The organism is Reyranella sp. (genome assembly GCF_050185545.1).
GTDB lineage: Bacteria > Pseudomonadota > Alphaproteobacteria > Reyranellales > Reyranellaceae > Reyranella.
Map to the genome: position 1 here is coordinate 1 of NZ_JBFWZI010000115.1, position 24,271 is coordinate 24,271.

A 24,271-nucleotide genomic window follows, 5' to 3' on the forward strand; every position below is an offset into this window, starting at 1 on the left:
GGTGGTAGGCCCGGCAGGATTCGAACCTGCGACATAACCGTTATGAGCGGCTCGTTCTAACCACTGAACTACGGGCCCCCGACCGACCCGCGCGTCGCTCCGGAGAGGTCGCTCTTGTAGCCTATTCGGCGGGCGGGACGAACATATAGCCGATGCCGCGCACCGTGCGAATGACCGTCGGCTTGTCGGGCATCGGCTCGATCTTGCGCCGGAGCCGGGTGACCCGCAGGTCGATGGCGCGATCGAACGGATCGCGGTTGCGATGGCTGGTCGTCTCGAGCAGCCAGTCGCGCGACAATGCTCGGTTGGGGTTCTCGGCGAACAGCTTCAGCATGTCGAACTCGGCCGACGTCAGGGCGACGTCGCCGCCGTCGGGGTCGATGAGGCGGCACCCCGGCAGGTCGAGCACGTGCCGGCCCATGCGGATTCTTTCGAGGCGGGGCGGCATCGACTTGTTGGCCGAGCGGCGCAGCACGCTCTTGCAGCGTGCGATGAGCTCGCGCGGCTCGTAGGGCTTGGCGACGTAATCGTCGGCGCCGCTGTCGAGGCCGCGCACCGTGCTGCCGGGGTCGTTCGACGCCGTCAGCATGATGATGCCCACCTTGGTGTTGCTCTCGCGCAGCCAGCGGGTCAGGGCAAAGCCGTCCTCCTGTCCCGGAAGCTCGACTTCCAGCAGCACCAGGTCGGGCATGGCCCGCGACACCTGGCGCCGCATCTGGGCGCCGTTCTCGACGGCAATGACGCTGAGATCGTGGTCGAGGAGAAAGGTCTCGGCCGCCCGGCGCTGGTGGGCATCGTCTTCGACCAGCAGTACTGAAGGCTGCTGCATATCCGGATCCAAAATGAATGTGTCTACAATGAGACAAAATTTAGCACTATTTTTCAGTCTATTACAGGGTCTTTTTCATTCATGAGGCGAAGTTGGAGCGTGCCTTTAGCGGCAGCCGAAGGCGGCACCACAAGCTATTGAGTTGCCGGCATCCAGTCAAAATCTTTACGATGTCTATGTGCGGCGGCGGGCCACCGCCCGGCTGAAGCCGAGCGTCCGCCCGGCGTCTGCCCGCAGCATGTTGGCTTCACGGACTGCTGCCTTTCCATTTTCCAGGCCTGCCCCGACCTCGCCACAGACCTCGTTCCACTCGGCCCACAGACGCCAGCCGTCCGGCGGTTGTCGGCGACCTCGACGTCGACCGCGCCCGATCGCGTCCAGTGGCGGCGCCACCAGGCCGGGCTGTGGAAGCTGTGAAAGTCCGGCTCGCAGTAGGGCTGCAGCCAGGGTGGCGGCTGGTCCCCAAACTCCTCGACCAGGCCGGGCACGACGATGCCAAGTCGCCCCTTCGCCCGCAGAAACCGGGCCAGGTAGCCCAGGTAAAGGTCGTCGGTGCCGAAATAGTGGTAGGCGTCGAGGCTGACGATGGCGTCGAAGAAGCCCTCGGCAAAAGGCAGGCTGTGGGCTTCGGCATGGATCGGCAGCACGCGGTCGGCGAGGCCCGCGGCCTCGATGCGCTGGAAGTTCTCGGCCGGCTTCACCCACAGGTCGGCGGCCCACACGGTGGCGCCGAATTCCCGGGCAAGGAAGATCGAACTCGCGGCCTTGCCGCAGCCGAGGTCGAGGAGGCGCATGTCGCGTTCGAACGGCACGACTTCGCCCAGCCACTCGGCGAGCCACAGCGGGTTGGAGCCCATCCACGAATCGAGCACCCAGGCGGCGTCATAGGTCGAGGCGCGCGGAAAGGATGGCTTTACGAGACGCGAGCGCAGGTCGTCGGAAAGGGGCATGGGCGGAGCGGTCCAGTCATCGGCGCCAACCTGGCCTAAAGAACGCGTCGCACGCTGGGAGGGCGCCCCTCCGATGGCGCTCTTCTTGTCGATTGCACATCGCATGAGCGCCATCGGAGTGGCGCGCTCCCAGCGATGAGCACTCTCGGCGAAGAATGTGCTCCCGCGGAAGCCTCATCGCCGGACGCGCAGCTTGATGGTCGCCGAGTAGGACAGGAGCTTCCGGCCATTCTGCTCGAGCACACCGCGCAGGAAGGCCAGCGACTTGCCGTGGCGCGGCACCTCGACCCGCGTCGCGACCGGCGCCGACAGGTCGCCGGCGGAAAGAAACTCGGCGGCGAAGGCCACGGTGGTCGGTGCCAGGCCCGTCGTCAGGCCGGCGGCGCGCGTCACCGCCGAATCGGCGAAGCTCATCATGTAGCCGCCATGCAGCACGCCGCCCGAGTTGCACATGTGCGGCAGGGTGGGCTGGATCAGCGATGCGCCGTCGGTCTCCTTGCGCGCGTAGGAGGGGCCGATATGGCGCGAGTAGACGCTCGCCGTCGTCAGCGGCTCGAAGTCGGCCGGCACGATTACGACCGGCGCGGCATCGCGCCGTGTTGAGCCCGGCGCGGCCTCGCGCCGTGGCGAGGCCGGCGCTGCGGCCGCATCCTTGCGCGCCATCGCCTTGGCGCGCGCGACGTGCCGCACCACGCCCGACCACAGCGCGATGGTGCGGCCTTCCTGGGAGAGGCTGCCGCGAGCGAAGGCGAGACGGCCCGTCACCTGCAATGGCTCACCGGTTGCCTCGAGCGGCGGGCCGATGCGGCCGGCGTCGAGGAACTCGACCGCGATGCTCACTGTCATGGCGAAGCTCGTATTCGTGCCGCCGTCGGCGGCGCGGCCGGCGACCAGGCAGAGCGCGTAGTCGGCGAAGGTCAGGATCGCCCCGCCATGCACGCCGCCCACGTAGTTGCCGTGGCGCGGCAGCGTCGGCAGCACGCAATGCACGCTGCCCGCGCGGCTCGCGTCGCCCGAGATCCGGAAATAGAACGGCCCGACGTGATCTTCGAACGGATCGGGCGGCACGAACGTCGAGTAGCGGCCGAGATCGATGGGCAGGGAATCGGGCATCCGGGTTGGCTCTTGTGAAGCGTCGCGAGCCGGCTCTAATAGAAGAAATTTCCCGCATCACAAAGGCCCACGGAGCGAAACCAATGGCGGCTGCGCACAAGATCGACATCGCGTGGGACCGCCGTCCGGCGGGCGTCGTCGCCTACCTCACCTACGACTATGCGCGGCGCCTGAACGTGCTCAACCCGCCGGCCCTGCTCGATCTCACCGAGGCCTTCCAGTCGCTGTCGCGCGAGCCCGACCTGCGCGTCGTCGTGTTCGCGGGCGCCGGCGGCCGCGCCTTCATCGGCGGCGCCGACATCAACCACATGGCGGGCATGCAAAGCGCGGAGGACGGCCGCGCCTTCATCACCATGGTGCACAAGCTCTGCCAGGCGGTGCGCGACTGCCCGGTGCCGGTGATCTGCCGCCTCGAGGGCTACACGCTGGGCGCCGGCCTCGAGGTCGCCGCGGCGTGCGACCTGCGCATTGCCGCCAGCTCGGCGCATTTCGGCATGCCCGAGGTCAAGGTCGGCGTGCCGTCGGTGGTCGAGGCTGCGCTGCTTCCGCGCCTGATCGGCTGGGGCCGGACCTCGCGCCTGCTGCTCACCGCCGAGACCATCGGCGCCGCCAAAGCCGAGGCCTGGGGCCTGGTCGAGGAGGTCGTGGCCGCCGGCCAGCTCGGCGAGGCGGTCGAGCGCTGCGTCGAAGCGATCGTCGAGGCGACGCCCAAGTCGGTGCGCGCGCAGAAGCGCCTGATGCGGCGCTGGGAGCGCCTGTCGCTCGACGAGGCGGTGCAGGCCGGCATCGACGCCTTCGCCCAGTCGGTGAGCGACGGCGAGCACCTCTCGCGCATGGGCGACTTCATCCGGCGCAAGAGGGCATGATGGCCGCGCCGAAGAGCACCGTTCGCGTCGGCTGCCACTCCGGCTTCTGGGGCGACACCGAGACGGCGGCGGCGCAGCTCGTGCGCCACGGCGACGTCGACTACCTGGTGAGCGACTATCTCGCCGAGGTCACCATGTCGATCATGGCGGCCCAGAAGCAGCGCAACCCGCAGGCCGGCTACGCCACCGATTTCGTAAGCGTAGTGATGGGCCCGCTCGCCCGCGAGATCGCCGACCGCAAGATCAAGGTGATCACCAATGCCGGCGGCGTGAACCCTCAGGCCTGCCGCGATGCCGTGCTGAAAGCCTGCGAGGCGGCCGGCGTCAGGCTCAAGGTCGCCGTCGTGATGGGAGACGACCTGGCGCCGCGCGCAGAAGAGCTGCGCGGCCGCGACATCCGCGAGATGGATACCGGCGACGCGCTGCCGGCGCGCATCGCCAGCATGAACGCCTATCTCGGTGGCTTCCCGATCGCCCGCGCGCTCGCCGAAGGCGCCGACGTGGTGATCACCGGCCGCTGCGTCGATTCGGCGGTGACCCTGGGCGCGCTGATTCATGCCTTCGGCTGGACGATGGACGATCACGACCGGCTGGCCGCCGGCACCCTGTGCGGCCACATCATCGAATGCGGCGCGCAGTGCAATGGCGGCAACTTCACCGACTGGCGCCTGGTGCCCGACTACGACAACATCGGTTTCCCCGTTGCCGAGGTCGAGCGCGACGGCAGCTTCGTGCTCGGCAAGCCCGACGGCACCGGCGGGCTGATCACCCCCGCCACCGTCGCCGAGCAGATGCTCTACGAGATCGGCGATCCGCGGGCCTATATCGTGCCCGACGTGGTGTGCGACTTTACCGGCGCGACCTACCAGCAGGTCGGCAAGGACCGCGTGCGTGTGTCCGGTGCCAAGGGACGGCCGCCGACCGATAGCTACAAGGTCTCGACCACCTGGCCCGACGGCTACAAGCTCAGCACCATCTTCATGCTGGGCGGCCGCGAGGCGGTGGCCAAGGGCCAGGCGAGCGCCGACGCCATCATCAAGAAGACGCGCCGCCTGTTCCGCGAGAAGAACCTGGGCGACTACCGCGACGTCTCGATCGAGATCATCGGAGGCGAGGCGACCTACGGGCCGCACGCCCGCACGCAGGACTCGCGCGAGGTCGTGGTCAAGATCGCGGCGCGCCACGACCAGAAGGAGGCGCTGGCACTGCTCGGTCGCGAGATTGCGCCGATGTCGACCGGCGGCGTGGTCGGCATGACCGGCAGCTTCGGCGCTGGCCGCGTCTCGCCCTCGCCGGTGATCCGCATGTTCTCCTGCCTGGTGCCCAAGACCCTGGTGCCGGTCACGATCGAGCTCGACGGCCGCACGATCGCGCTCGAGCCGGCGGCGAAGAGCGGCGGCTTCACGATGGATCAGCTGCCGATCGAAGCGCCGCCCTTGCTGTCGCCGGCGACGAGCGCGGTGACGGTTGCGTCCGCCACCGTGCCGCTGATCGCGCTGGCCTACGGCCGCTCGGGCGACAAGGGCGACAACGCCAACATCGGCATCTTCGCCCGCCGGCCCGAGTACGAACCGATCCTCGACGCCGAGGTCACCGAGGAGGCGGTGGCGCGCTACTTCGCCCATCGCATCGAGGGCAGGGTCTCGCGCTGGCGGCTGCCCGGCATCCACGGCTTCAACTTCCTGCTGCGCCAGGCGCTGGGCGGCGGCGGCATGGCCTCGATCAAGGCCGATCCCCTGGCCAAGGCCTTCGCGCAGATGCTGCTCGACATGCCGGTGCGCGTGCCGGCGGCGCTGGCGAAGGAGCTCGCGGCGTAGCTGGCGGAACGCAGGAGCGCGGCCACGACGAAGCAGCCATGCGTCCTTCCGTTTAGGCGAGTATAACCAAGCCGGGCGGTCCTCGGCGCCTCGTGAACTGGTACTTCTGGCAAACGGTGTTTCGACGAAGACGTAGAGCTTAACTCCTACGTTTCTCTGCAGCCTTCCGCCGCGCAAGCCGCCTATCCCAGTACTTCTCGCGAACTTGATGAAACGATGGCAGGCCCAAGTAGATTTGCTGGGTCGCGTCGGCCGTATCCAGCAAGGTGCGCGTGTGATTATGACTGGTGAAGCGGGCGTGTGCGCCGCCCAAGCTCTTCCACGTGTTTGATAGGTCGAAATCCATCGTCAGTTCATGAGCAGTAAGCAGCAGCACCGGGTTCGAGGGCTCGCCGTGGACATTGACGCGGCGGCCCCAATTCACGAACTTTTCAAGAAGCTGCTTCTCGTCAGGCGTGAAATGGTCACGCAAAACCGAGATAACGACCGCAGACTCTGGGAGCTTCCCGGCTACCGACTTCAGCATGGCAAGATCGTGCGCAGTGATCAGTTCGCCCTGCCCGAGCGATTTGGCCTCGCCGATGATGAGTTGCGGGGCACGTCGGTTCTTTAGGCTCAGGTGGTTGTCACCTCGCCATGCGACGAAGTCGACCTCTCGTTGCATGCCGTCAAACGACAGCTTCATGGCGGTCGAGAAGGTCATTTCAGAGGTGGAAGATCTGAATCGTTGGAGCACGCGAAGCGCCAGCAGGGCACTATAGGACCCGCGGCCGTAGTCCGGCACAGAGAAGGGACCAATGACACGGTAGGTGAAATTTCGGTTGTGTTTCCGCAGCGCGGCCTGTGGAAAGTCATAGACCTTGAGGCACCGCTCGCAAGTGACACGATAGTCGATAACTGTCAGCGTGCTCCAGTTCTTGGCGTTGCAATGAGGACAGTCGGTCTCCAGGCCGAGCCGGATGACGCTGCTCTTGGTAAAGGCTTCGAGATTGTGGTGGGAGAATAAGCGCTGTGTCTTTCGTGCCGCGATGAGGTCAGTCCAATCCTTAAGTCGGGCGGTCCGGAGCTCAAAGTTTTCCTCGACTGTGTCGGCGTCATTTCTCTTCCGCCGCAGCCCGCCCGCCATCTTGTTGAGAAGATTCAGGGTCTCGATGTGCGCGAGCATACTGACACCCCGAAGCCCTCCAAGATGTTCAAGTATTTGGCGCGCGATATGACCGGGCTCCGACAGTTCGGCCTTGATTCCAAGCTGTTCGAGCGAGCCAACAATCGCGTCGTTAGCGTTCAACAGAGACACATACTGTCCCAGATTGGTGTACTGCTGCGGAAATACCCAACCCTCGCTAGTGACGGGAACAGCGTCGCCGCCCATCCCGAGACGTGGCCACGTGCGATCGAATGTGTTGAACGGTAGGACCGTCGCAATACTGCGATTGCTGTAGTTAGAGATATTCAAAACGTTGACCCACCGAGGGTTGCCTTTGCCGAACGGCTGGGCAAATTCGGGCACCAAGGTCTCGAAAGTCGTGCGGGGCTCGCGATCCTCTTCTAGGACAAGGTCTGCCCGGCGCTCCCTGGCGACCACTTTGAGGCGATTGTTGCGGTGAACACGATCGTCACGATGCTCGACCCAGATTGCGTTTCGCCAGTACTTGATGGAGAGCGCACCTGGGGGAAGTCCGGGCTTGAGGCTACGGACAAGGCTTTCCGCCTTCTCCCTCCGGATCGAGCGTCCGAACTCGATTGTCGCCTGGTGCATCGAACCGTGCGGGTTGCCTTCGATCGGCCGATGCTCGGCCTTGAGGACTTTGTGTATGTCGTCGCTCAACGCTTCGAACCATTCAACTGGGACCGGCAAGACTGGATGAGGTTCAAGCCTAAGGTTCCACAGATCGATCAGATCGGTCGCCCGCGTGGGATCGAAAACGAAGACCAGGAGATCGTGGTGCCAGTTCCGCTGCGTATCGAGCCCGTGACGCGTCACACGCAACGGGGTTTGAGCGCCTTTCAGGAAAACCTGTCGCCAGATGTTCGGTGTGGGCTTCACCCTGTCGGGCCGGTAAACATTTCCATAAGTCTGCTCGATGTACTTGACGGATCCGAGGTTGGGATAAACGCCGAACATTGCCTCGGAAAGAACGTTCCCTCGTTCAGGTGAGACGTGCAGGCTCGCCCAACTGTCTCGTCGGACGAATTGCTGCTCGGTTTTGTAGATGTGGCCCAGGACGTCATGGATGCTCAGGCCAAATGCCGGTTCAGACCAGTTGCGACCCTGTTCAGGCTCGAGAAACTCCTTCAGCGTAATGACTTGGGCATGAAATGTGTGCTCCTGGCGGAGCGCGCCGAAGCCGGCATCTTCAAGCAATCCTTTCTTGGTCTCCACGTAGACATCGGGCTCGAAAAATCGCGCGTAGCCCGTTGCAACCTCAGCGCCTTTGAAGCGCCGATAAATCTCCGGTTGCCACTCCGGCGGCGCACGCTTGAATACGGGAATGATTGGATTGTAGACGCCGCCCCATACGCAGGTGCAGGCTCGCATGATCGCACGGACCGCCGCCAAGTCGGTCGGGGGTGTAAGAAAGCCAATTCGGGTTGGCCTCAGAACAATCTCTGCCGAAAGTTCGGACATGGTCCCCTTCACCGTAGCAGGTGGCGGGAGGGCGGCCTGTGGATTGCTCGGAGCGCGCCACGGCGGCATCGCAATAACCGTTCGATCGATTTGACAGACACTGTCCAATCAGTTGGAGACACGTCGCGCATTCCCCGCCGCTGGTTCCTACAGCACCTCGACCGCCCGTCGCGCGATCGGTTCGCCCCATTCCTGCACGAAATGCCCGGCGTCGGCGATCTCGATCGGCGGCGGGCAGTTGCGGATGTCGGCGTGCAGGGCCCGCATCACTGGCGGGCCGAGCACGGGATCGGTCATGCCGATCGCCATCAGGCTCTTGCTGGTCCACCGCTCGCGCCAGAAGGTGCGGGCGGCGCGCGACAGGGCGGCGCCTCCCGCGTCGGGATGGTCGGGCACGAGGTTGGGGAAGCGGCGCACGCCGGCCTTGAAGGTCGCGTCGGGGAAGGGGGCGGCGTAGGCGGCCGCCTCCGCGTCGGCGAGATGCGGACAGGCGCGCTGCATCAGGCGGGCGATGTCCATGTCGGGGTTGCGATTGGAGAAGGCGCGCCAGGCCAGAAAACCCTCGCCCAGGGGCGCGTCACCGGTGCCGAGCGTGGTGTTCATTGCCAGCAGCCCGGCGAAGCGCTCGGGCATCGCCATCGGCAAGGTCAGTCCGATCAGGCCGCCCCAGTCCTGAACGACCAGGCGGATGTTTTCGAGATCGAGCGCCTCGATCAGCCCGGTGATCGCCGCGCGATGGAAATCGAAGGTGTAGACCGCCTCGTCGGTCGGTTTGTCGGAACGGCCAAATCCCAAGAAGTCCGGCGCGACCACGCGGTCGCCGGCGGCGGCGAACACCGGGATCATGCGGCGATAGAGGTAGCTCCAGGTCGGCTGGCCGTGCAGGCAGAGCCAGGTCCGGCGGGCGTCTCGCGGGCCTTCGTCGACATAGTGCAGACGCATCCCGTCGCTCCGCGCGAGAAAATGTGGTGGGTAGTTCCAGCCGGGCAGGGCGGCAAATCGTTCATCGGGCGTGCGCAGGGCGTCGATCATTGGTGTATCCTTGCGGCCATGGTTGCTCCCTCCAGGTCCGTCCCGCAGAAGGACGCTTCCCGACCCTCAACCCAGATCCATGGGCGTGCCGAGCGGCTGGCTGCGGCTCTGCGCGAAAACCTCAAGCGGCGCAAGGCCCAGGCGCGCTCCCAGGCGGCCGGGCATCAGGCGCCGCGCCGTGACCCTGTGGATGGCGATCGGACCGATGGTTGAGCGCCTGCGCCCGCTCCGTTAGAAGCGCCCCGCAATGACCATCCTCTCCGACCGCTGGATCCGCCGCATGGCGCGCGAGAAGGGCATGATCGAGCCGTTCGTCGACGCCCAGAAGCGCGAGGGCATCATCTCCTACGGCCTGTCGTCGTACGGCTACGATGCGCGCGTCGGCACCGACTTCAAGATCTTCACCAACGTCGATTCGGCGGTGGTCGACCCGAAGAACTTCGCCGAGAACAGCTTCGTCGACCGCACCACCGACGTCTGCATCATCCCGCCCAACTCGTTCGCGCTGGCTCGTACGATCGAGTATTTCCGCATCCCGCGCGACGTGCTGGTGATCTGCGTCGGCAAATCGACCTATGCGCGCTGCGGCATCATCGTCAACGTCACCCCGCTCGAGCCGGAATGGGAAGGCCACGTGACCCTGGAGTTCTCCAACACCACGCCGCTGCCGGCCCGGATCTACGCCAACGAGGGCGCCTGCCAGTTCCTGTTCCTGCAGGGCAACGAGCCGTGCGAGGTTTCCTACCGCGACAAGGCCGGCAAGTACCAGGGCCAGCGCGGCGTCACCCTGCCCAAGATCTGAGCGAGCGGAGAGCGAGCGCACATGGACCGTATCCGGATCAAGGGCGGCAAGCAGCTCAAGGGCGAGATCCGCATTTCCGGATCGAAGAACGCCTCGCTGCCGTTGATGGTGGCGTCCCTGCTCAGCGATCAGAAGCTCACGCTGCACAACGTGCCGCGGCTCGCCGACATCAGCACCATGCTCCAGCTGCTGCAGCAGCACGGCGTCGAGGTCAGCGCGGCGGCGGGCGAGAACGGCCACACCCACGGCACGACCCTGACGCTGCACGCGCCGCGCATCGTCTCGACCACTGCGCCCTACGACATCGTGCGCAAGATGCGCGCCTCGGTGCTGGTGCTGGGCGCCCTGCTGACACGCGAGCGCGAGGCGCGGGTGTCGCTGCCCGGCGGCTGCGCCATCGGCGCGCGGCCGGTCGACCTGCACATCGCCGGCCTCAAGGCGATGGGCGCGGAGATCGACATCGACGGCGGCTACCTGGTCGCCCGGGCACCAGGCGGCCTGCGCGGCGCGCGCTACACCTTTCCCAAGGTCTCGGTCGGTGCCACCGAGAACCTGATGATGGCGGCGGCGCTGGCCAGGGGCACCACCGTGCTCGACAACGCCGCGCGCGAGCCGGAGATCACCGATCTCGCGTACTGCCTGGTGGCGCTCGGCGTGCCGGTCGACGGCATCGGCACGGAGACGCTCACCATCGAGGGCGTCTCTTCCCTCAAGGCCGCCGAGCACAGCGTCATTCCCGATCGCATCGAGACCGGCACCTACGCCATGGCCGTCGCCATGACGGCGGGCGATGTCGAGCTTCTGGGTGGCCGCCTCGACCTGATCGAGACGGCGGCGCAAACGCTGCGAGCGGCCGGTGTCAGCCTCGAGCCGACGCCGAGGGGCTTGCGCGTGCAGCGGACCAACGGCGCGCTGCGCGGCGTCGACGTCATGACCGAGCCCTATCCCGGCTTCCCGACCGATCTGCAGGCGCAGATGATGGCGCTGATGACGCGCGCCGAGGGCGCCGCGATGATCACCGAAACCGTGTTCGAGAGCCGCTTCATGCACGTGCCCGAGCTGTCGCGCATGGGCGCCAACGTCACCATCCATCACGAGTCGGCGCTGGTGCGCGGCGTCCCCAAGCTGCGCGGCGCCGAGGTGATGGCGACCGACCTGCGCGCCTCCGTGTCGCTCGCCATCGCCGGCCTCGCCGCCGAGGGCCACACCACGGTGAACCGCGTCTACCATCTCGATCGCGGCTACGAGCGGCTCGAGGAGAAGCTCGGTGCCTGCGGGGCCGACATCGAGCGGTTGAAAGGCTGAGGGCAGCGTGCCGACGCCGCTCAAGCTCACGGCGCTTGACGCCGACGACCTCGGCGTGATCTCGGCCGCCGTCCAGGACTCCCTGGTGGCGGTGCGCGACTGCGTGCATTTCAAGGACGAGCGGCGCTTCGTCCTGCTGCTCAACCGGTTCTGCTGGGAGGCCGACCCGACCGTCGAGGCGGCCCATTGGCGAACCCATTCCGCCTTGGTTTTCAACGAGGTGAAGGCGGTTCGCCACCACGACGTGCCGCTCGACGAGCCCGACCGGGTGCTCGATCTGCTCTCCATCACCCAGGAAAACGACCATTCAGTCACGCTGCGGTTCGCCGCAGGCCGTGCCATCCGACTGGAAATCGGCCGGCTCGCGTGTCATTTGGGGGATGTCGGGGAGCCTTGGGCCACCCCGTGGAAGCCCGCCCATCCGGTCGACGTCGACTAGGTCTCACTCGGGCTCCTCTTTGGACCGCGGGCGTCTCGCCCGCTCAGATTGCTTGATCCGGCGAGACGCCCGCGGTCCAAAGAGGAGCCCGAATGCGATCTTGTCCCGGCATCAGCCGGGTGGCAGGCGTTCAGTACTGGAGCGACGGGCCGTGTCGAGCGAAGCAGCCAACGAGAAACTCATCCTGGCGGTGCCCAAGGGGCGCATCCTCAAGGAAGCGGCGCCGCTCTTCGCCCATGTCGGCATCGAGCCCGAGCCGGCCTTCAACGACCCCGACGCGCGCCAGCTGCGCTTTTCCACCAACCATGCGGACCTCGACATCATCCGCGTGCGCTCGTTCGACGTCGCGACCTTCGTGGCCTTCGGCGCCGCCCATCTCGGCATCGCCGGCGCCGACGTGCTGATGGAGTTCGACTATCCCGAGATCTACGCACCGATCGATCTCGGCATCGGCCGTTGCCGCCTCGCGGTCGCCGAGCCCGCCGAGATGGCCGGCAGCGACGATCCGCGGAGGTGGAGCCACGTGCGCATCGCCACCAAGTACCCCGAGGTGACGCGCCGCCACTTCGCCGCCCGCGGCGTCCAGGCGGAATGCGTCAAGCTTTCCGGCGCGATGGAGCTCGCCCCCTCGCTCGGCCTCAGCCATCGCATCGTCGACCTGGTCGATTCGGGGCGTACCCTGGCGGAGAACGGCCTGGTCGAGATCGAGCACATCGCCGACATCACCTCGCGCTTCATCGTCAACCGCGCGGCGCTCAAGACCCAGCCCACGCGGGTCGGCCAGTGGATCGACCGCTTCCGCGAGACCGCGCGTGCTGCCTAGGCGTGGGTCACCCGGGAGCAGGCCGTCCAGGAGCGGGCCGTCCAGGAGCAGGCCGCCCAGGAGTGGGCCGCCCGAGAGTGGGTCGCCCGAGAGCGGGCCGCCCGGGACGGGCCCGCTCAGGCTCGACGTCGCGGCGCCCGATTTCGAGGCCCGCTTCCAGGCCTTCCTCGAGCGCAACCGCGACACCGACGAGAATGTCGACCGGATCGCCGCCGACATCATCGCCGACGTGCGCGCGCGCGGCGATGCCGCGCTGATCGAGTACACGCAGAAGTTCGACAAGGTCGATCTTTCGACCGCGGGCCTGCGCGTCAGCGACGCCGAGCGCCGCCTCGCCGCGGCGCAGGTTCCGGCGGATCAGCGCGCGGCGCTCGACTTCGCCGCCAGCCGCATCGAGGCGTTCCATCGCGCGACCCTGCCGCGCGACGTCGAGTTCACCGATGCTACCGGCACGCGCCTCGGCGCGCGCTACCGGCCGCTCGACTCGGTCGGCGTCTACGTGCCCGGCGGCACCGCGGCATACCCGTCCTCCGTCCTGATGAACATCGTGCCGGCCAAGGTCGCAGGCGTGTCGCGCATCGTCATGGTCGTGCCGACACCCGGCGGCGTGCTCAATCCGCTGGTCATGCTCGCGGCCGAGATCGCCGGCGCCGACGAGGTGTGGCGCGTCGGCGGTGCGCAGGCCGTGGCCGCACTGGCCTACGGCACGCAGTCGATCCTGCCAGTCGACAAGATCACCGGCCCGGGCAACGCCTATGTCGCCGCCGCCAAGCGCCGCGTCTTCGGCCGTGTCGGCATCGACCTGATCGCCGGCCCCTCGGAGATCCTGGTCGTCGCCGACGGCGCCAACGATCCTGCCTGGATCGCCGCCGATCTCTTGTCGCAGGCCGAGCACGACGCCTCCTCGCAATCGGTGCTGATCACCGACGACCGCGCCTTCGCCGATGCCGTGGCGCGCGCCGTCGACAGCGAGCTCGCGGCGCTGGCCCGCAGCGACATCGCTGGCGCGAGCTGGCGCGGCAACGGCGCGATCATCGTCGTGCCCGATCTTCTGGCCTCGGCGTCCATTGTCGACCGCCTCGCCGCCGAACATGTCGAGCTGGCGATGGAGATGGCGCCGGCCGAGGCGCTGGCCGGCCGCATCCGCCACGCCGGCGCGATCTTCCTCGGCCGTCACACGCCGGAAGCGATCGGCGACTACGTCGCCGGCACCAACCACGTGCTGCCGACGTCGCGCGCCGCGCGCTTCTCCGGCGGGCTGGGCGTCGCCGACTTCGTCAAGCGCACATCGCTGGTCTCGTGCACGCCCGACGCGCTGGCGGCGCTGGCGCCGGCGGCGCTGGCGCTCGCCGAGGCCGAAGGGCTGGGCGCGCACGGCCGCTCGGTCGCCATCCGGCTCAACCGGTGAGTCCGAGCCCCATGGCGAACAAGCGACGCATCGTCGATGTCGCGCTGGACGAGGAGTCGGTGGCGCGCCGTTCGCCCGAGGTCGAGCACGAGCGCGCCGTGGCGATGTTCGACCTGCTCGAGGAGAACGACTTCGCCCTGGTGGGCGCGCCCGGTCCCTACCGGCTGCGCATCGGCGTTTTCGAGCAGCGCCTGGTGTTTGACGTGCGCGACGCCGACGACAGGAAGCTGCGCGACATCGTCCTGTCGCTGACGCCGTTCCGCAAGGTCGTGAAGGACTACTTCCTGATTTGCGAGAGCTACTACGCCGCCATCAAGAAGCTGGGGCCGTCGCAGATCGAGGCGCTCGACATGGGGCGGCGCGGCCTGCACAACGAAGGCTCCGAGCTGCTGATCGAGCGGCTCTCCGGCAAGATCGAGCTCGATCTCGGCACCGCCCGCCGGCTGTTCACGCTGATCTGCGCCCTTCACATCAAGGCGTGAGCGGCTGCGGGTGATGAACGGACTCCCCGCCAGCCTGCTCTTCGCCTGCAGTGAGAATTCCGTCCGTTCGCCGATCGCCGCGGCGCTGGCCAGGCGGCTCTACGGCCAGTCGTCCTACATCGATTCGGCGGGCGTGCGGGCCAGCGCGGTCGACGGCTTCGCGGTGCAGGCGCTCGGCGAGATCGGCATCGACGTCCACCACCACCACGCCAAGACCTTCGACGATGTCGACCCGAGCTCGTTCGACGTGATCGTGACGCTCTCGCCCGAGGCGCATCACCAGGCCCTCGAGTTCACCCGCGGCACTGCCGCCGAGGTGGAGTACTGGCCGGTCCCCGACCCCAGCGTCGTCGAAGGTACCCGCGACATGCGCCTCGACGCCTACCGCCGCCTGCGCGACATGATCCTGATGCGTCTCAAGGCTCGCTTCGGCGCGCCGTCCGGGCCGACGGTGTGAGGTGATCAGACTCCTCCCCAGCTCCGCTGGAGAGGAGTCGGCGTCTTCGCCGACCTGCCTTCGCCGAAGCGAAGCCGCTTTGGCTTCGCGCAGGCAGGCGGAGGGGGCATGGTCTTCCGGACCGCGGGCGTCCCGCCCGCTCATGATATTGACGAGGGCACGTTCGGCAGGGGCGCCCGAGCCACGCCACGAGTGGGTGGGATGCCCGCTGTCCAACGAACATGAGCGGGCGGGACGCCCGCGGTCCGAAGGCTCAGTGCGCGCCCGCGTACCAGGCGCCGCGGTGCGATGTCCGGCGGGCCAGCGGCAGGTTGATGATGTCCATGAACACCGAGACCGCGCCGTCGCCGCCGGCGAGGTCGCCTTCGAGCACGTCGACATCGAAGGTCAGGCGATCGCCCTCGAGCTTGGGCGACTTCAGCACCATCACGGCATCGACCACGCCGGCCTTGGCCTTGTTGAACACCGACACGGTGGCGTTGGGCGGTATCTTCGCGAAGCTGTCGGGCGCGCTGTCGCTCCACTCCTCGATCACGTGCGACGTCAGCGCATGACCGGCCGAGCGCACCGGCCGGTCGGCGAACACGATGGCGTTGGGCGAGATGCCGTCGAGCACCAGCTTCCCGTTCTTGAGCACGGCACCGCGGGCATTGAGCACGATCATCGACGGCACCAGCACGGGCGCCTTCGGCCGGCCGATGGTCTTGGGTCCGGACTGGACCCCAGTCTGGGCCTGCGGCGCGGTCGCCGGCGCCTGGGCGAATGCGGCTGCCGATGGCAGCACCAGCGAGCCGATCAGGGCCGCGGCAGCGAGAGCTGTGAACCGGGTCATGGTGGGCCTCAGTAGCAGGGCAGGAGGGGAGGCTTGCCGCAGGTCGGCTGGTTGTACGGCTGATTGTAGGCCGGCTGGTTGTAGTAGCGCTGGTAGCGCGGGTCGATGTCGGGCGGCGGCGGCGCCGGCGCGCCGCCGATGTACGAACGCGGCGGCGGCACGTAGGGCGTTGTCGGCGCCGGATTCGACCAGCCGGAGAAGGTGCTGGTGCCGTGCGGATCGCCGATCGCCGGCGTCTCGCCTCCGGTGGTCTGGTTCTGGCCGTAATAGGTGAAGCCGTTGGGGCCGACGCCCCACCACAGCGTGTCGATGAATACCGAGACCGGGCCGTCGGACGTGCCGAGGCTGCCCTCGAGCACGCGCACGTCGAAAGTCAGGCGATCGCCCTCGAGCTTGGCGGAATTCAGCACCACGACCGCATCGGTCACGCTGCTGCCATCCTTGGAGAAGGCCGAGACGGTGGCGTTGGGCGGGTCCTTGGCGAAGCTGCCGGTGCGCCAGATCTCGACCATGTCGGGCGTCACCATGTGGCCGACGGTGCGCACCGGTCGGCTGGTGAACAGTGTCGCCGTCGGCAGCACGCCGTCGAGCACCAGCTTCTGGCCGTCGAGCTTGGCGCCCTTCGCGTTCAGCACGATCAGCGCCGTCGAATATTGCCGCTGCTGCGGAATGCCGATCGTCTTGGCCGCCGGATGGGTAATGGCGTTAGGCGGTGCGGCCGGCGTCGGCGGCGTCTGCGCCGCCAGAAGCGCTGGTGCCAGCAGGGCAGCCAGCAAGCTGCACGTCCGAAGTGCCTTCATGGTGACTGGTCCTTCCTTCCCCGGGCGTTCACAGCCGCGTCCTCTATAGGCGAGGCATGGGCCGCTGAGAAGGGCGCGATGGTTCGCTGTGGCGGGCCTGCTCGATCTGGCGACACGCGTTCCACCAAGGGCGTGGGCATGTGGCTCGATGCACCGTCATCCCGAGCGAAGCCAGCCGATTTGGCGCTGTATACAGCGCCATTGGTGGCGCAGGCGAGGTGCCTGTCTTGGCGTGCTATACGCAGGAAAGGTCCCTCGACTGCGCTACCCTTCGAGCGGCTCCGCTCGGAACGGAGAAGATGGAACTTGCGAATGCCCTGGCGTTCCACCGCGGCAGCGTTGCGGCGCTGTTGACTAAACCCCGCCTGCGGCCCATTTTCCGGCCGCTTCGTTTCCCAAGACCCAACCCGGAGGCCGGATGGCCAAGGAAGATCTGATCGAGTTCACCGGCGTCGTGTCCGAGTTGCTGCCCAATGCCATGTTCCGGGTCAAGCTCGACAACGACCACACGATCCTCGCCCACACTTCGGGCAAGATGCGCAAGAACCGCATCCGCGTCCTGGCAGGCGATCGCGTCACCGTCGAGATGACGCCCTACGACCTGACCAAGGGTCGCATCACCTTCCGCTTCAAGTAGGCGTTGCGCGCGCCGACGATCCGGCCGTCCCTTGGCCCGTCGCCATCCGGCTCGCCGCCCTTCGGCCGGCCGCTCGTCCTGGCCTCGGCGTCGCCGCGCCGGCTCGACCTGCTGCGGCAGGTCGGTGTCGAGCCGGCCGAGATCGACCCCGCCGACATCGATGAATCGCCCGAGCCGCGCGAGCTGCCGCGTCACTATGCGCTGCGCATGGCCAGGGCCAAGCTCGCCGCCGTGGCGTGCCGCCATCCCGGCGCCATCGTGCTCGCCGCCGACAGCGTCGTGGCGTGCGGCCGGCGCATCCTGCCCAAGGCCGAGAGCGAGAGCCAGGCGCGCGCCTGCCTGGCGCTGCTGTCGGGCCGGCGCCATCGCGTGCTGGGCGGCGTCGCCGTCGGCGGTGCGGATGGCGCGGTGCGCACGCGGCTGGTGGAGACCGCCGTCCGCTTCAAGCGGCTCGATCGCGCGGAGATCGAGGATTACCTCCAGTGCGGCGAATGGCACGGCAAGGCCGGCGGATACGCCATTCAGGGCCGCGCCGCCCGCTTCGTGAGCTTCGTCTCGGGCTCCTACAGCAACGTCGTCGGCCTGCCGCTGTTCGAAACCGTTGCGCTCCTGAAGGCGGCCGCTGCGCTCGAGTCGGCCACGCCCCGCGAGGCGGCCGCACCATGAACCGCATCGATCGCCTGATCTGCCAGATCATGCCCAAGGCCTTCCTGATGGCGCTGGTCGCCGAGGGCCGGCTGGTCGAGCTCCAGATCGCACGCCGTGACAAGCCGACGCGCGTGGGCAGCATCTTCCTCGGCCGGCTGGAGCGGGTGATGCCCGATCTTGGCGCCGCCTTCGTCGACATCGGCATCGGCCGCTCGGGTTTCCTGCGGGCCGAGGATCGTGCGGGCGTAGACACCTGGCCGCCGCCAGGCGCGCCGGTGCTGGTTCAGGTGCGTCACGACGGCGAGGCCGACAAGGGGCCGCGGCTGTCGATGAACGTCGCCATCGACGGCCGCTATCTCGTCTACCATCCGCTCGACTCGGCGATCGGCTTCTCTCGCCGCATCGAGGGCGAGGCCGAGCGCGAGCGCCTGCGCGGCCACGTCGAGGGCCTCCTCGAGGGCGGCATGGTGCTGCGCACTGCCGCTGCCGGCGCCGGTTCCGAGCTGCTGGCCACGGACGCGGCGCAACTCGCCGAGCGCTGGGAAGCCTTCCGCCGCCTCGCCCTCGAGGTCCAGCCCCCGGCCGATCTGTCGGAGCGCGTGCCGGGCGAGCGCGACCCGCTGGCGCGCATGCTGCGCGATCATGGCGCGTCGCTCGAGGAGGTGGTGCTCGACGAGCGCCATCTCGCGCGCACTCTGCAGGACGAGTTCGATCGGCTGGGCGAGAAAATCCGCGTGCGCTGGCACAACGGGCCGATGCCGATCTTCGACATCGACGACGTCTCGGGCCAGATCGGCACGGCGCTGGCGCCGCGCATCGTCCTGGCGAGCGGCGTCGAGGTGCTGTTCGAGCCGGGCGAGACCTTGTGCGCCGTCGACGTCGACAGCGCCTCGGCCGGCGGTCGCCAGGGTCGCGCGCCCCGCCGCGCCGTCGACGTCAACGTCGAGGCGGCGCCGGCGATCGCCCAGCAGCTCCGCCTGCGCAACATCGCCGGCACGGTGGTGATCGATTTCGTCACCATGCGCAGCACCTACGACCGCGACAAGGTGCAGGCCGTGCTCGCCGAGGCCCTTGCCGACGACCCGGTGCCGACCCAGCTCTACGGCTTCACCCGGCTCGGCCACTTCGAGTTGACCCGCGCACGCCGCGGCGCGACTCTCGCCGCCGAGCTCGAAGCGCTGGAGAGGAGCGATGGCTGACCGACCCGCCTCGCCGCCGCTGCGCGCCGTCCGCACCGAGGCCAGATGCCCGGTCTGCGGCAAGCCGGCGGACGCGAAATACCGACCGTTCTGCAGCAAGCGCTGCGCCGACATCGACCTCGGCCGCTGGCTCAAGGAGGGCTACCGATTCGAGACCGACGAGAGCCCGTCCGACGAGGAGACGCCGGGCGGCGGTGGCGGGTGGACTCCGTCCGGACGGGAGCGCTGACGCCGGCCCGGTGGCGCCAAGGAGGAGGGGCGCACACCAAGGCTCGAACAAGGTCGGCTCGTCACAAGTCGCGTGTGCGCACACCAGCGCAGACATCCCGAGCGCAGCGCGGGACCTTGGAAGCCGGGCAACAAAGGTCCACTCACTGCGCCCCGGCATGACAGCAGACGGCGAAGTCCACCTCGCGATCCCGGAAATGGCGGAGTTCAGCGGTGGACTGTGCGGAGCTTGGCATTTGACCTCAATCAATGTGCCATCGCCGACATGGGTCAGACTATTTTGATGGCCGAGTTCGCGGTTCGGGAGGTCAGCATTCCTCCTCTTGGCTTGGCCGGGACGTTGCGCGTTCCGGCAAAGCCGCGTGGCGTCATCGTCTTCGCCCATGGGAGTGGCTCCAGCCGGCTGAGCCCGCGTAACGTCTCGGTTGCGGAGCAACTGGCTGGGCGCGGTTTTGCCAGCCTTCTGTTCGATCTGCTCACCGTGGAGGAGGAAGCAGACCGTGCCAACGTATTCGACATTGCCCTGCTCGCGCGGCGACTGGTTGGCGCAGTGCGTTGGCTGCGAAGCGAGCCCTCCACACGCGGCCTCGCTGTCGGCCTGTTCGGGGCGAGCACAGGTGCCGCGGCTGCGCTGGTCGCGGCTGCCGAACTCGGTCCGGGCATAGCCGCCTTGGTCTCGCGCGGCGGGCGTCCCGATCTCGCCGGCGATGTGCTCGAGCGTGTGCGCACGCCCTCGCTGATGATCGTAGGCGGCGCGGACGAGCGGGTCGTCGAGTTGAACGAGATGGCGCTCGCCCGGCTGGGGGCCGAGAAGTCGCTGGTCATCGTTCCGGGCGCGTCACATCTATTCCCGGAACCAGGAGCACTGGAGGCAGTCATCGAGCACGCCTCCCGGTGGTTGGAGGCCCACATGTTGCACAGGGGGACAGGCCATGTTCAGGAATAGGCAGGACGCCGGGCAGCAGCTTGCCGCACGCCTGGTCGCTTACAAGAAGCAAAACCCGGTGGTGCTGGCGCTGCCGCGTGGAGGCGTCCCCGTCGCCGCAGAGATCGCGGCCAAGCTCGATGCGCCGCTCGACCTCATCCTGGTGCGCAAGATCGGCGTGCCGTTTCGGTTGGAGCTGGCCATGGGCGCAGTCGTCGATGGCGGATCGCCGATCGTGGTGCGCAACGAGGAGGTGATCGAGCTGGCTGGCGTGAGCGAAGACGAGTTCAAGGCGGCCTGTGAGCGCGAGCGAGCCGAGGTCGAGCGCCGGCGCCAGTGCTATCTGAGTGGCCGGCCTCCCATCGAGGTCGCAGGCCGTGCGGTCGTCGTGGTCGATGACGGCGTGGCCACCGGTGCCACCATGCGGGCGGCACTGCGGTCCGCCGCTGCCCGCAAGCCAAGCAAGCTGGTGCTCGCCGTTCCTGTGGCGCCTGTCGAGGCAATCGCCGCGCTCCGGAAGGAGGTGGACGAGGTCGTGTGCCTGGAGCCCCAAGAGCATTTCTATGCGATCGGCCCCTACTACGACGATTTCCGGCAGGTGAGTGACGACGAGGTGCGGCGTCTCCTCGCGCCACATCCAGCCACGGCAACAGCGTGAAGCGCTCGCGGTTCAAGACTTGTCTCCTCGGCGTCGGCCACGCGACGCCAGCCGTCAGTCCACCATTGCGCCCTGGACGTCACCCAGGTGCTTTGCGCGCCATTTTGGACCGGGGCCTCGCATGTAGTGGAGCTCGGGCCGATAGTGATCGCGAACCCGCCGGATCACCTTGCGCCACCGCGTCACGACGGCACCAACCGGTGCGCATCGGCGAAAAAGCCGCGATGAAAACTGCTCGGCCAGCATGCTGCCCGCCTCAGTGCGGTTTGCCGAGCGCGGACGCAAAGGGCATCGCGAAAACCTCGTCGCCCCGATCATCGCTGACGTGCAGAACCCAGCTACGCCAATCTTCCAGATTCGGAGTGGCGATGAACGACCGGACAACGCGCGTCGCGTGATCGCACGCCTCCGCCAGGTCGCCCAGATCGACACCGCGTGGATCGATCAATGTTCCCCGGGCGCTGGAGCAATGGAAATAGAGCCGGGCCATGTCTTGCCTCCTCAGGAAGCGAGTGCGCAGCACCGTTACCAGCGGGACCGTCTGTGGAAAATTCGGATGTTTCCCTTAGGGAAAGTCCGGAGGGTCACGACAGGCTCCTGTGGTCGTCGCAGAGGGCCGACCCGGATAGAGGACCGGGCGAAACAATGAGACGGCCCGAGGTGCCGGGAACACCTCGGCTGCGTCGACCCGACCGCGCCGGCCGACGGCCGATGGCGCTGGAGCGTGGTCGTTCGGTGTACTCTTCCGGTCCAGCCAGTCACGAGCTGGCGATGTCCCGAAGGGAGGAACGAGGTCATGCCGCGGCATTTCGGGATCCTGATCCCCTCCACCAACACCACGTGCGAGATCGAGTTCTGCCGTCTGGGCCCGCAGTTGCAGGTGCACACGGGCCGGCTCGGCAAGGGCTCCAACACGCCGTTCTCGCCGAGCCTGGATGCCGACGTGGCCTATCAGGCGAAGCTGCTCGGCGACGCGCGGGTCGAGGTCATCGCGCTGGCGCAAACCTCGGCGAGCCTCTTTTCCGACGACTACGATGCGGTGACGGTGAAGCGGATGACAGAGGCGTCGGGCGTGCCGTCCTTGACCTCCGCCCAGGCGATCGGCCGGGCGCTGAGCGCCCTCAAGGCGTCGAGGATCGCCATGGCCACGCCGTATTCGGAAGAGGTCATCGGACGGGCCCGGCGCTACTACGAGACGAAGTACGGTATCACCGTGGTCGCCTCGGAAAGCCTGGGCGCCGCCAATGCCTACGCCATCGGCAAGATGGACGCCGGCATGGCCGAGGCGGCGTTCCGCCGGATCGACAGGCCGGATATTGACGCGCTGGTGGTGCCGGGCGGCAACTTCCCGACTCTCGACTGGATCGCCGCCTGGGAGCGCCAGTTCGGCAAGCCGGTAATCACCACCAATCAGGCGACGCTGTGGGCCGTGCTGCAGACGATGAAGGTCGCCACGCCTCTCCCCGGGTGGGGGCGGCTGCTAGCAGAGTCGCCCGCGGGCTGACGCTTGCGCCTTTTGGTGTCATCCTGAGCACAAATGCCTGTCCTTCGGCTTCGCTCAGGACAGGCGCTGCGCTCAGGATGACTTCGGTCTGAGGAGGAAGCACCATGGGTCAGGGTTCCGGCATTCGCGAGGTTGCGTGGATCGATGTCGCCGGCGGCGGGCAGGTCGTCGTGGACGGCAACACCGCCTATGTCGGGCACATGCAGCCACCGCACGGGACGTCGGTCGTGGACGTGGCCGATCCGGCGCATCCAAAGGTCATCGCGTCGATCGACATTCCGCCGGGGCTGCATTCGCACAAGGTGCGGGTGGCGAACGACGTCATGGTGACCAACCGGGAGCGCACGCGGGGCGAGAAGCCTGCCGGTGATTTCGTCGGGCTGCGCATCTTCGACGTCAGCCGACCGGGTAGTCCGCGCGACATCTGCCATTGGCAGTGCGACGGGATGGGGGTGCACCGTTTCACCTTCGATGGCCGCTACGCCTACATCTCCACGGAGCAGGAGGGCTATACCGGCACCATCGTCATGATCCTCGACCTCAAGGATCCGACCAGGCCGGAGGAGGTCGGCCGCTGGTGGATGCAAGGTCAGTGGACCGCCGGCGGCGAAACACCGAGCTGGAAGGCCAAGAACCATCGCTGCCACCATCCGATCCGGCGCGGCGATCGCCTGTATGTCAGCTACTGGTACGGCGGCGGAGTCATTCTCGACATCAGCGACATGACGAAGCCGAAGCTGATCGCTCATCTCGACTGGAGTCCGCCGTTCGGCTGGCCCACGCACAGCCTTGTTCCGATCGACGTGCCGATAGCCGGCCATCGCTGGATGCTGGTCGCGGACGAGCACGTGCAGCCCCTGGACCCCAAGCTCTCGCCGGAACTGCCGGCGGCGCTCTGGATGGTGAACATAACCGAGGAGACCCGGCCGGTACCGGTCGGCTGCTTCCAGTTGCCGGAACTGGTCGGGACCGAGACGCCTTTGATGACGGCGTGTCATCAACCCGTCGAAACCATCACCGGTAACGAGGTTCCCGCCGCGTGGTTCGCCAACGGGCTCAGGGTCATCGACATCGCCAATCCCCTGTCGATGAAGCAGGCCGCCTGGTGGATGCCGGACGTGCCGGCGGGGGCCCAGCGCGTCTGCAGCAACGACGTCTACGTCGACCATCGCGGCTTGATCTACCTGATCGATCGCAACCGGGGCCTGTCGATCCTCGAGCGCGTGTAACTCTGGCTTCGCGTGCAAGCGTCAAGCGACGATGCGCAGGGTATTCGCCAAGTGACAGCCATCTGATGCCCGCTTTTGCAGCCGCCTGTTCAAGGGCACAGGGAAATCGGTTCCTGCGGCGTCCGTCCATCGTACCGCCGCCGATTCCCGCAGCACCAGCCGCTACATTTCGTCGGCTGCTTCTTGATCCGAGCTATCGCCTTACCGGCCGATAGCAGGCGCAGGTCAGGTCACGGTAATGTTGGTTCCGATCCTCCTTCAGGCGGCGCCACATGTGCGTATCGGCTTGATGCCGTCGAAATGCTCTGGTTCTCATGGGCTTGTCTTCCGGCCTTAGGTCGTGGGTGACGCGCGATGGGGGGCGGAACGGGCTCAAACTAAAGCGACGACCCGTGTCCGTACGACCTGTCGTGGGCCATGGTCTGTCGTGGCCCATGGTCACGCAAAGGCGCTTGTTTCAAGCGGGCGTGGATTCCAGGAGGATGGTGCCCAGGGGCGGAATTGAACCACCGACACTGCGATTTTCAGTCGCATGCTCTACCAACTGAGCTACCTGGGCGCGCCGTTTCCGTTGGCGGCGGGCTGTATAGGACGCATCGGCCTACCTTGTCCAGATGGACGACAGACCCATGTCGTAAGCACACGAGTTGTCCGGGTTA

At 67.3% G+C, this 24,271-nt stretch carries 25 protein-coding genes and 2 tRNA genes; 17 read left to right on the forward strand and 10 right to left on the reverse strand.

What is annotated here, in order from left to right:
- Window positions 1-2 precede the first annotated feature (2 nt).
- The 4 genes from AB7O82_RS24955 to AB7O82_RS24970 all read right to left on the reverse strand — a co-directional run bounded on the left by AB7O82_RS24955 (window position 3) and on the right by AB7O82_RS24970 (window position 2,892).
- Window positions 3-78 (reverse strand) — tRNA-Ile (locus tag AB7O82_RS24955).
- Between the two features lie 43 nt (window positions 79-121).
- Window positions 122-829, reverse strand: coding sequence for a response regulator (locus tag AB7O82_RS24960; RefSeq protein ID WP_428549182.1), 708 nt, complete (start codon window positions 827-829; stop codon window positions 122-124).
- Window positions 830-963: 134 nt separating this feature from the next.
- Entirely contained in the window at window positions 964-1,779 is an 816-nt protein-coding gene (locus tag AB7O82_RS24965) for an SAM-dependent methyltransferase (protein ID WP_428549180.1), read from the reverse strand.
- A 174-nt stretch (window positions 1,780-1,953) separates the two neighbouring features.
- A complete protein-coding gene (locus AB7O82_RS24970; protein ID WP_428549178.1) occupies window positions 1,954-2,892 on the reverse strand; it encodes a PaaI family thioesterase in 939 nt (312 codons plus the stop codon).
- 83 nt (window positions 2,893-2,975) lie between these two features.
- Here AB7O82_RS24970 and AB7O82_RS24975 point away from each other — a divergent pair, with 83 nt between their 5' ends.
- Together AB7O82_RS24975 and AB7O82_RS24980 are read left to right on the forward strand one after the other, a co-directional pair.
- Window positions 2,976-3,758 (forward strand): enoyl-CoA hydratase, encoded by a 783-nt coding sequence (locus tag AB7O82_RS24975; RefSeq protein WP_428549176.1) that lies wholly within the window; start codon window positions 2,976-2,978, stop codon window positions 3,756-3,758.
- A complete protein-coding gene (locus tag AB7O82_RS24980) occupies window positions 3,758-5,575 on the forward strand; it encodes an acyclic terpene utilization AtuA family protein (protein ID WP_428620419.1) in 1,818 nt (605 codons plus the stop codon). Before AB7O82_RS24975 ends, AB7O82_RS24980 begins: the two co-directional genes overlap by 1 nt.
- A 139-nt stretch (window positions 5,576-5,714) precedes the next feature.
- Here AB7O82_RS24980 and AB7O82_RS24985 read toward each other — a convergent pair whose 3' ends face one another.
- Both AB7O82_RS24985 and AB7O82_RS24990 read right to left on the reverse strand, forming a co-directional pair.
- A complete protein-coding gene (locus tag AB7O82_RS24985; protein ID WP_428549173.1) occupies window positions 5,715-8,204 on the reverse strand; it encodes a hypothetical protein in 2,490 nt (829 codons plus the stop codon).
- 147 nt (window positions 8,205-8,351) lie between these two features.
- Entirely contained in the window at window positions 8,352-9,236 is an 885-nt protein-coding gene (locus AB7O82_RS24990) for a haloalkane dehalogenase (protein WP_428549171.1), read from the reverse strand.
- A 247-nt stretch (window positions 9,237-9,483) separates the two neighbouring features.
- Here AB7O82_RS24990 and dcd point away from each other — a divergent pair, with 247 nt between their 5' ends.
- The 7 genes from dcd (at window position 9,484) to AB7O82_RS25025 (ending at window position 14,952) form a co-directional block, all read left to right on the forward strand.
- Entirely contained in the window at window positions 9,484-10,038 is a 555-nt protein-coding gene (gene dcd / locus AB7O82_RS24995) for a dCTP deaminase (RefSeq protein WP_428549169.1), read from the forward strand.
- A 21-nt stretch (window positions 10,039-10,059) separates the two neighbouring features.
- Entirely contained in the window at window positions 10,060-11,343 is a 1,284-nt protein-coding gene (gene murA, locus AB7O82_RS25000; RefSeq protein WP_428549167.1) for a UDP-N-acetylglucosamine 1-carboxyvinyltransferase, read from the forward strand.
- 7 nt (window positions 11,344-11,350) lie between these two features.
- Complete coding sequence (locus AB7O82_RS25005) at window positions 11,351-11,782, forward strand: DUF2948 family protein (RefSeq protein ID WP_428549165.1); 432 nt, start codon at window positions 11,351-11,353, stop codon at window positions 11,780-11,782.
- A 151-nt stretch (window positions 11,783-11,933) separates the two neighbouring features.
- Window positions 11,934-12,605, forward strand: a complete 672-nt coding sequence (gene hisG / locus AB7O82_RS25010) for an ATP phosphoribosyltransferase (protein WP_428549163.1) — start codon at window positions 11,934-11,936, stop codon at window positions 12,603-12,605.
- Complete coding sequence (gene hisD / locus AB7O82_RS25015; protein WP_428549161.1) at window positions 12,595-14,013, forward strand: histidinol dehydrogenase; 1,419 nt, start codon at window positions 12,595-12,597, stop codon at window positions 14,011-14,013. Before hisG ends, hisD begins: the two co-directional genes overlap by 11 nt.
- 11 nt (window positions 14,014-14,024) lie before the next feature.
- On the forward strand, window positions 14,025-14,495 hold the full coding sequence (locus AB7O82_RS25020) for a UPF0262 family protein (protein WP_428549159.1): 471 nt from the start codon (window positions 14,025-14,027) through the stop codon (window positions 14,493-14,495).
- 13 nt (window positions 14,496-14,508) lie between these two features.
- The gene (locus AB7O82_RS25025) at window positions 14,509-14,952 is read left to right on the forward strand and encodes a low molecular weight phosphatase family protein (protein WP_428549157.1); all 444 of its coding nucleotides are present in this window, start codon (window positions 14,509-14,511) and stop codon (window positions 14,950-14,952) included.
- 253 nt (window positions 14,953-15,205) lie between these two features.
- On the opposite strand, the gene AB7O82_RS25030 is transcribed toward AB7O82_RS25025, so the two are convergent.
- Entirely contained in the window at window positions 15,206-15,784 is a 579-nt protein-coding gene (locus tag AB7O82_RS25030) for a hypothetical protein (protein ID WP_428549155.1), read from the reverse strand.
- Between the two features lie 8 nt (window positions 15,785-15,792).
- Entirely contained in the window at window positions 15,793-16,584 is a 792-nt protein-coding gene (locus tag AB7O82_RS25035; protein ID WP_428549153.1) for a hypothetical protein, read from the reverse strand.
- A 418-nt stretch (window positions 16,585-17,002) separates the two neighbouring features.
- Here AB7O82_RS25035 and infA point away from each other — a divergent pair, with 418 nt between their 5' ends.
- From infA to AB7O82_RS25065, 6 genes are all read left to right on the forward strand, one after another.
- Window positions 17,003-17,221, forward strand: a complete 219-nt coding sequence (gene infA / locus AB7O82_RS25040; RefSeq protein WP_199600557.1) for a translation initiation factor IF-1 — start codon at window positions 17,003-17,005, stop codon at window positions 17,219-17,221.
- Window positions 17,222-17,239: 18 nt separating this feature from the next.
- Entirely contained in the window at window positions 17,240-17,887 is a 648-nt protein-coding gene (locus AB7O82_RS25045; RefSeq protein ID WP_428620421.1) for a Maf family protein, read from the forward strand.
- Window positions 17,884-19,068, forward strand: coding sequence for a ribonuclease E/G (locus AB7O82_RS25050; RefSeq protein WP_428554230.1), 1,185 nt, complete (start codon window positions 17,884-17,886; stop codon window positions 19,066-19,068). The genes AB7O82_RS25045 and AB7O82_RS25050 overlap by 4 nt, the downstream gene beginning before the upstream one ends.
- Window positions 19,061-19,297, forward strand: a complete 237-nt coding sequence (locus tag AB7O82_RS25055) for a DNA gyrase inhibitor YacG (RefSeq protein WP_428554227.1) — start codon at window positions 19,061-19,063, stop codon at window positions 19,295-19,297. The genes AB7O82_RS25050 and AB7O82_RS25055 overlap by 8 nt, the downstream gene beginning before the upstream one ends.
- A 228-nt stretch (window positions 19,298-19,525) precedes the next feature.
- The gene (locus AB7O82_RS25060; RefSeq protein ID WP_428554224.1) at window positions 19,526-20,242 is read left to right on the forward strand and encodes a dienelactone hydrolase family protein; all 717 of its coding nucleotides are present in this window, start codon (window positions 19,526-19,528) and stop codon (window positions 20,240-20,242) included.
- Window positions 20,229-20,879 (forward strand): phosphoribosyltransferase, encoded by a 651-nt coding sequence (locus tag AB7O82_RS25065; RefSeq protein ID WP_428554221.1) that lies wholly within the window; start codon window positions 20,229-20,231, stop codon window positions 20,877-20,879. The genes AB7O82_RS25060 and AB7O82_RS25065 overlap by 14 nt, the downstream gene beginning before the upstream one ends.
- Before the next feature lie 256 nt (window positions 20,880-21,135).
- Here AB7O82_RS25065 and AB7O82_RS25070 read toward each other — a convergent pair whose 3' ends face one another.
- Window positions 21,136-21,369 (reverse strand): DUF6894 family protein, encoded by a 234-nt coding sequence (locus AB7O82_RS25070; protein ID WP_428554218.1) that lies wholly within the window; start codon window positions 21,367-21,369, stop codon window positions 21,136-21,138.
- A 306-nt stretch (window positions 21,370-21,675) separates the two neighbouring features.
- On the opposite strand from AB7O82_RS25070, the gene AB7O82_RS25075 reads away from it, so the two are divergent.
- Together AB7O82_RS25075 and AB7O82_RS25080 are read left to right on the forward strand one after the other, a co-directional pair.
- Window positions 21,676-22,383: a maleate cis-trans isomerase family protein gene (locus AB7O82_RS25075; protein ID WP_428554215.1), complete on the forward strand. Its 708-nt coding sequence runs from the start codon at window positions 21,676-21,678 to the stop codon at window positions 22,381-22,383.
- A 104-nt stretch (window positions 22,384-22,487) separates the two neighbouring features.
- Window positions 22,488-23,612 carry an LVIVD repeat-containing protein gene (locus AB7O82_RS25080; RefSeq protein ID WP_428554213.1) on the forward strand — a complete coding sequence of 375 codons (1,125 nt, stop codon included), beginning with the start codon at window positions 22,488-22,490 and terminating at the stop codon, window positions 23,610-23,612.
- A 483-nt stretch (window positions 23,613-24,095) separates the two neighbouring features.
- Here the strand turns inward: AB7O82_RS25080 and AB7O82_RS25085 are convergent.
- Window positions 24,096-24,171: transfer RNA gene (locus AB7O82_RS25085), tRNA-Phe, on the reverse strand.
- Between the last annotated feature and the right edge of the window lie 100 nt (window positions 24,172-24,271).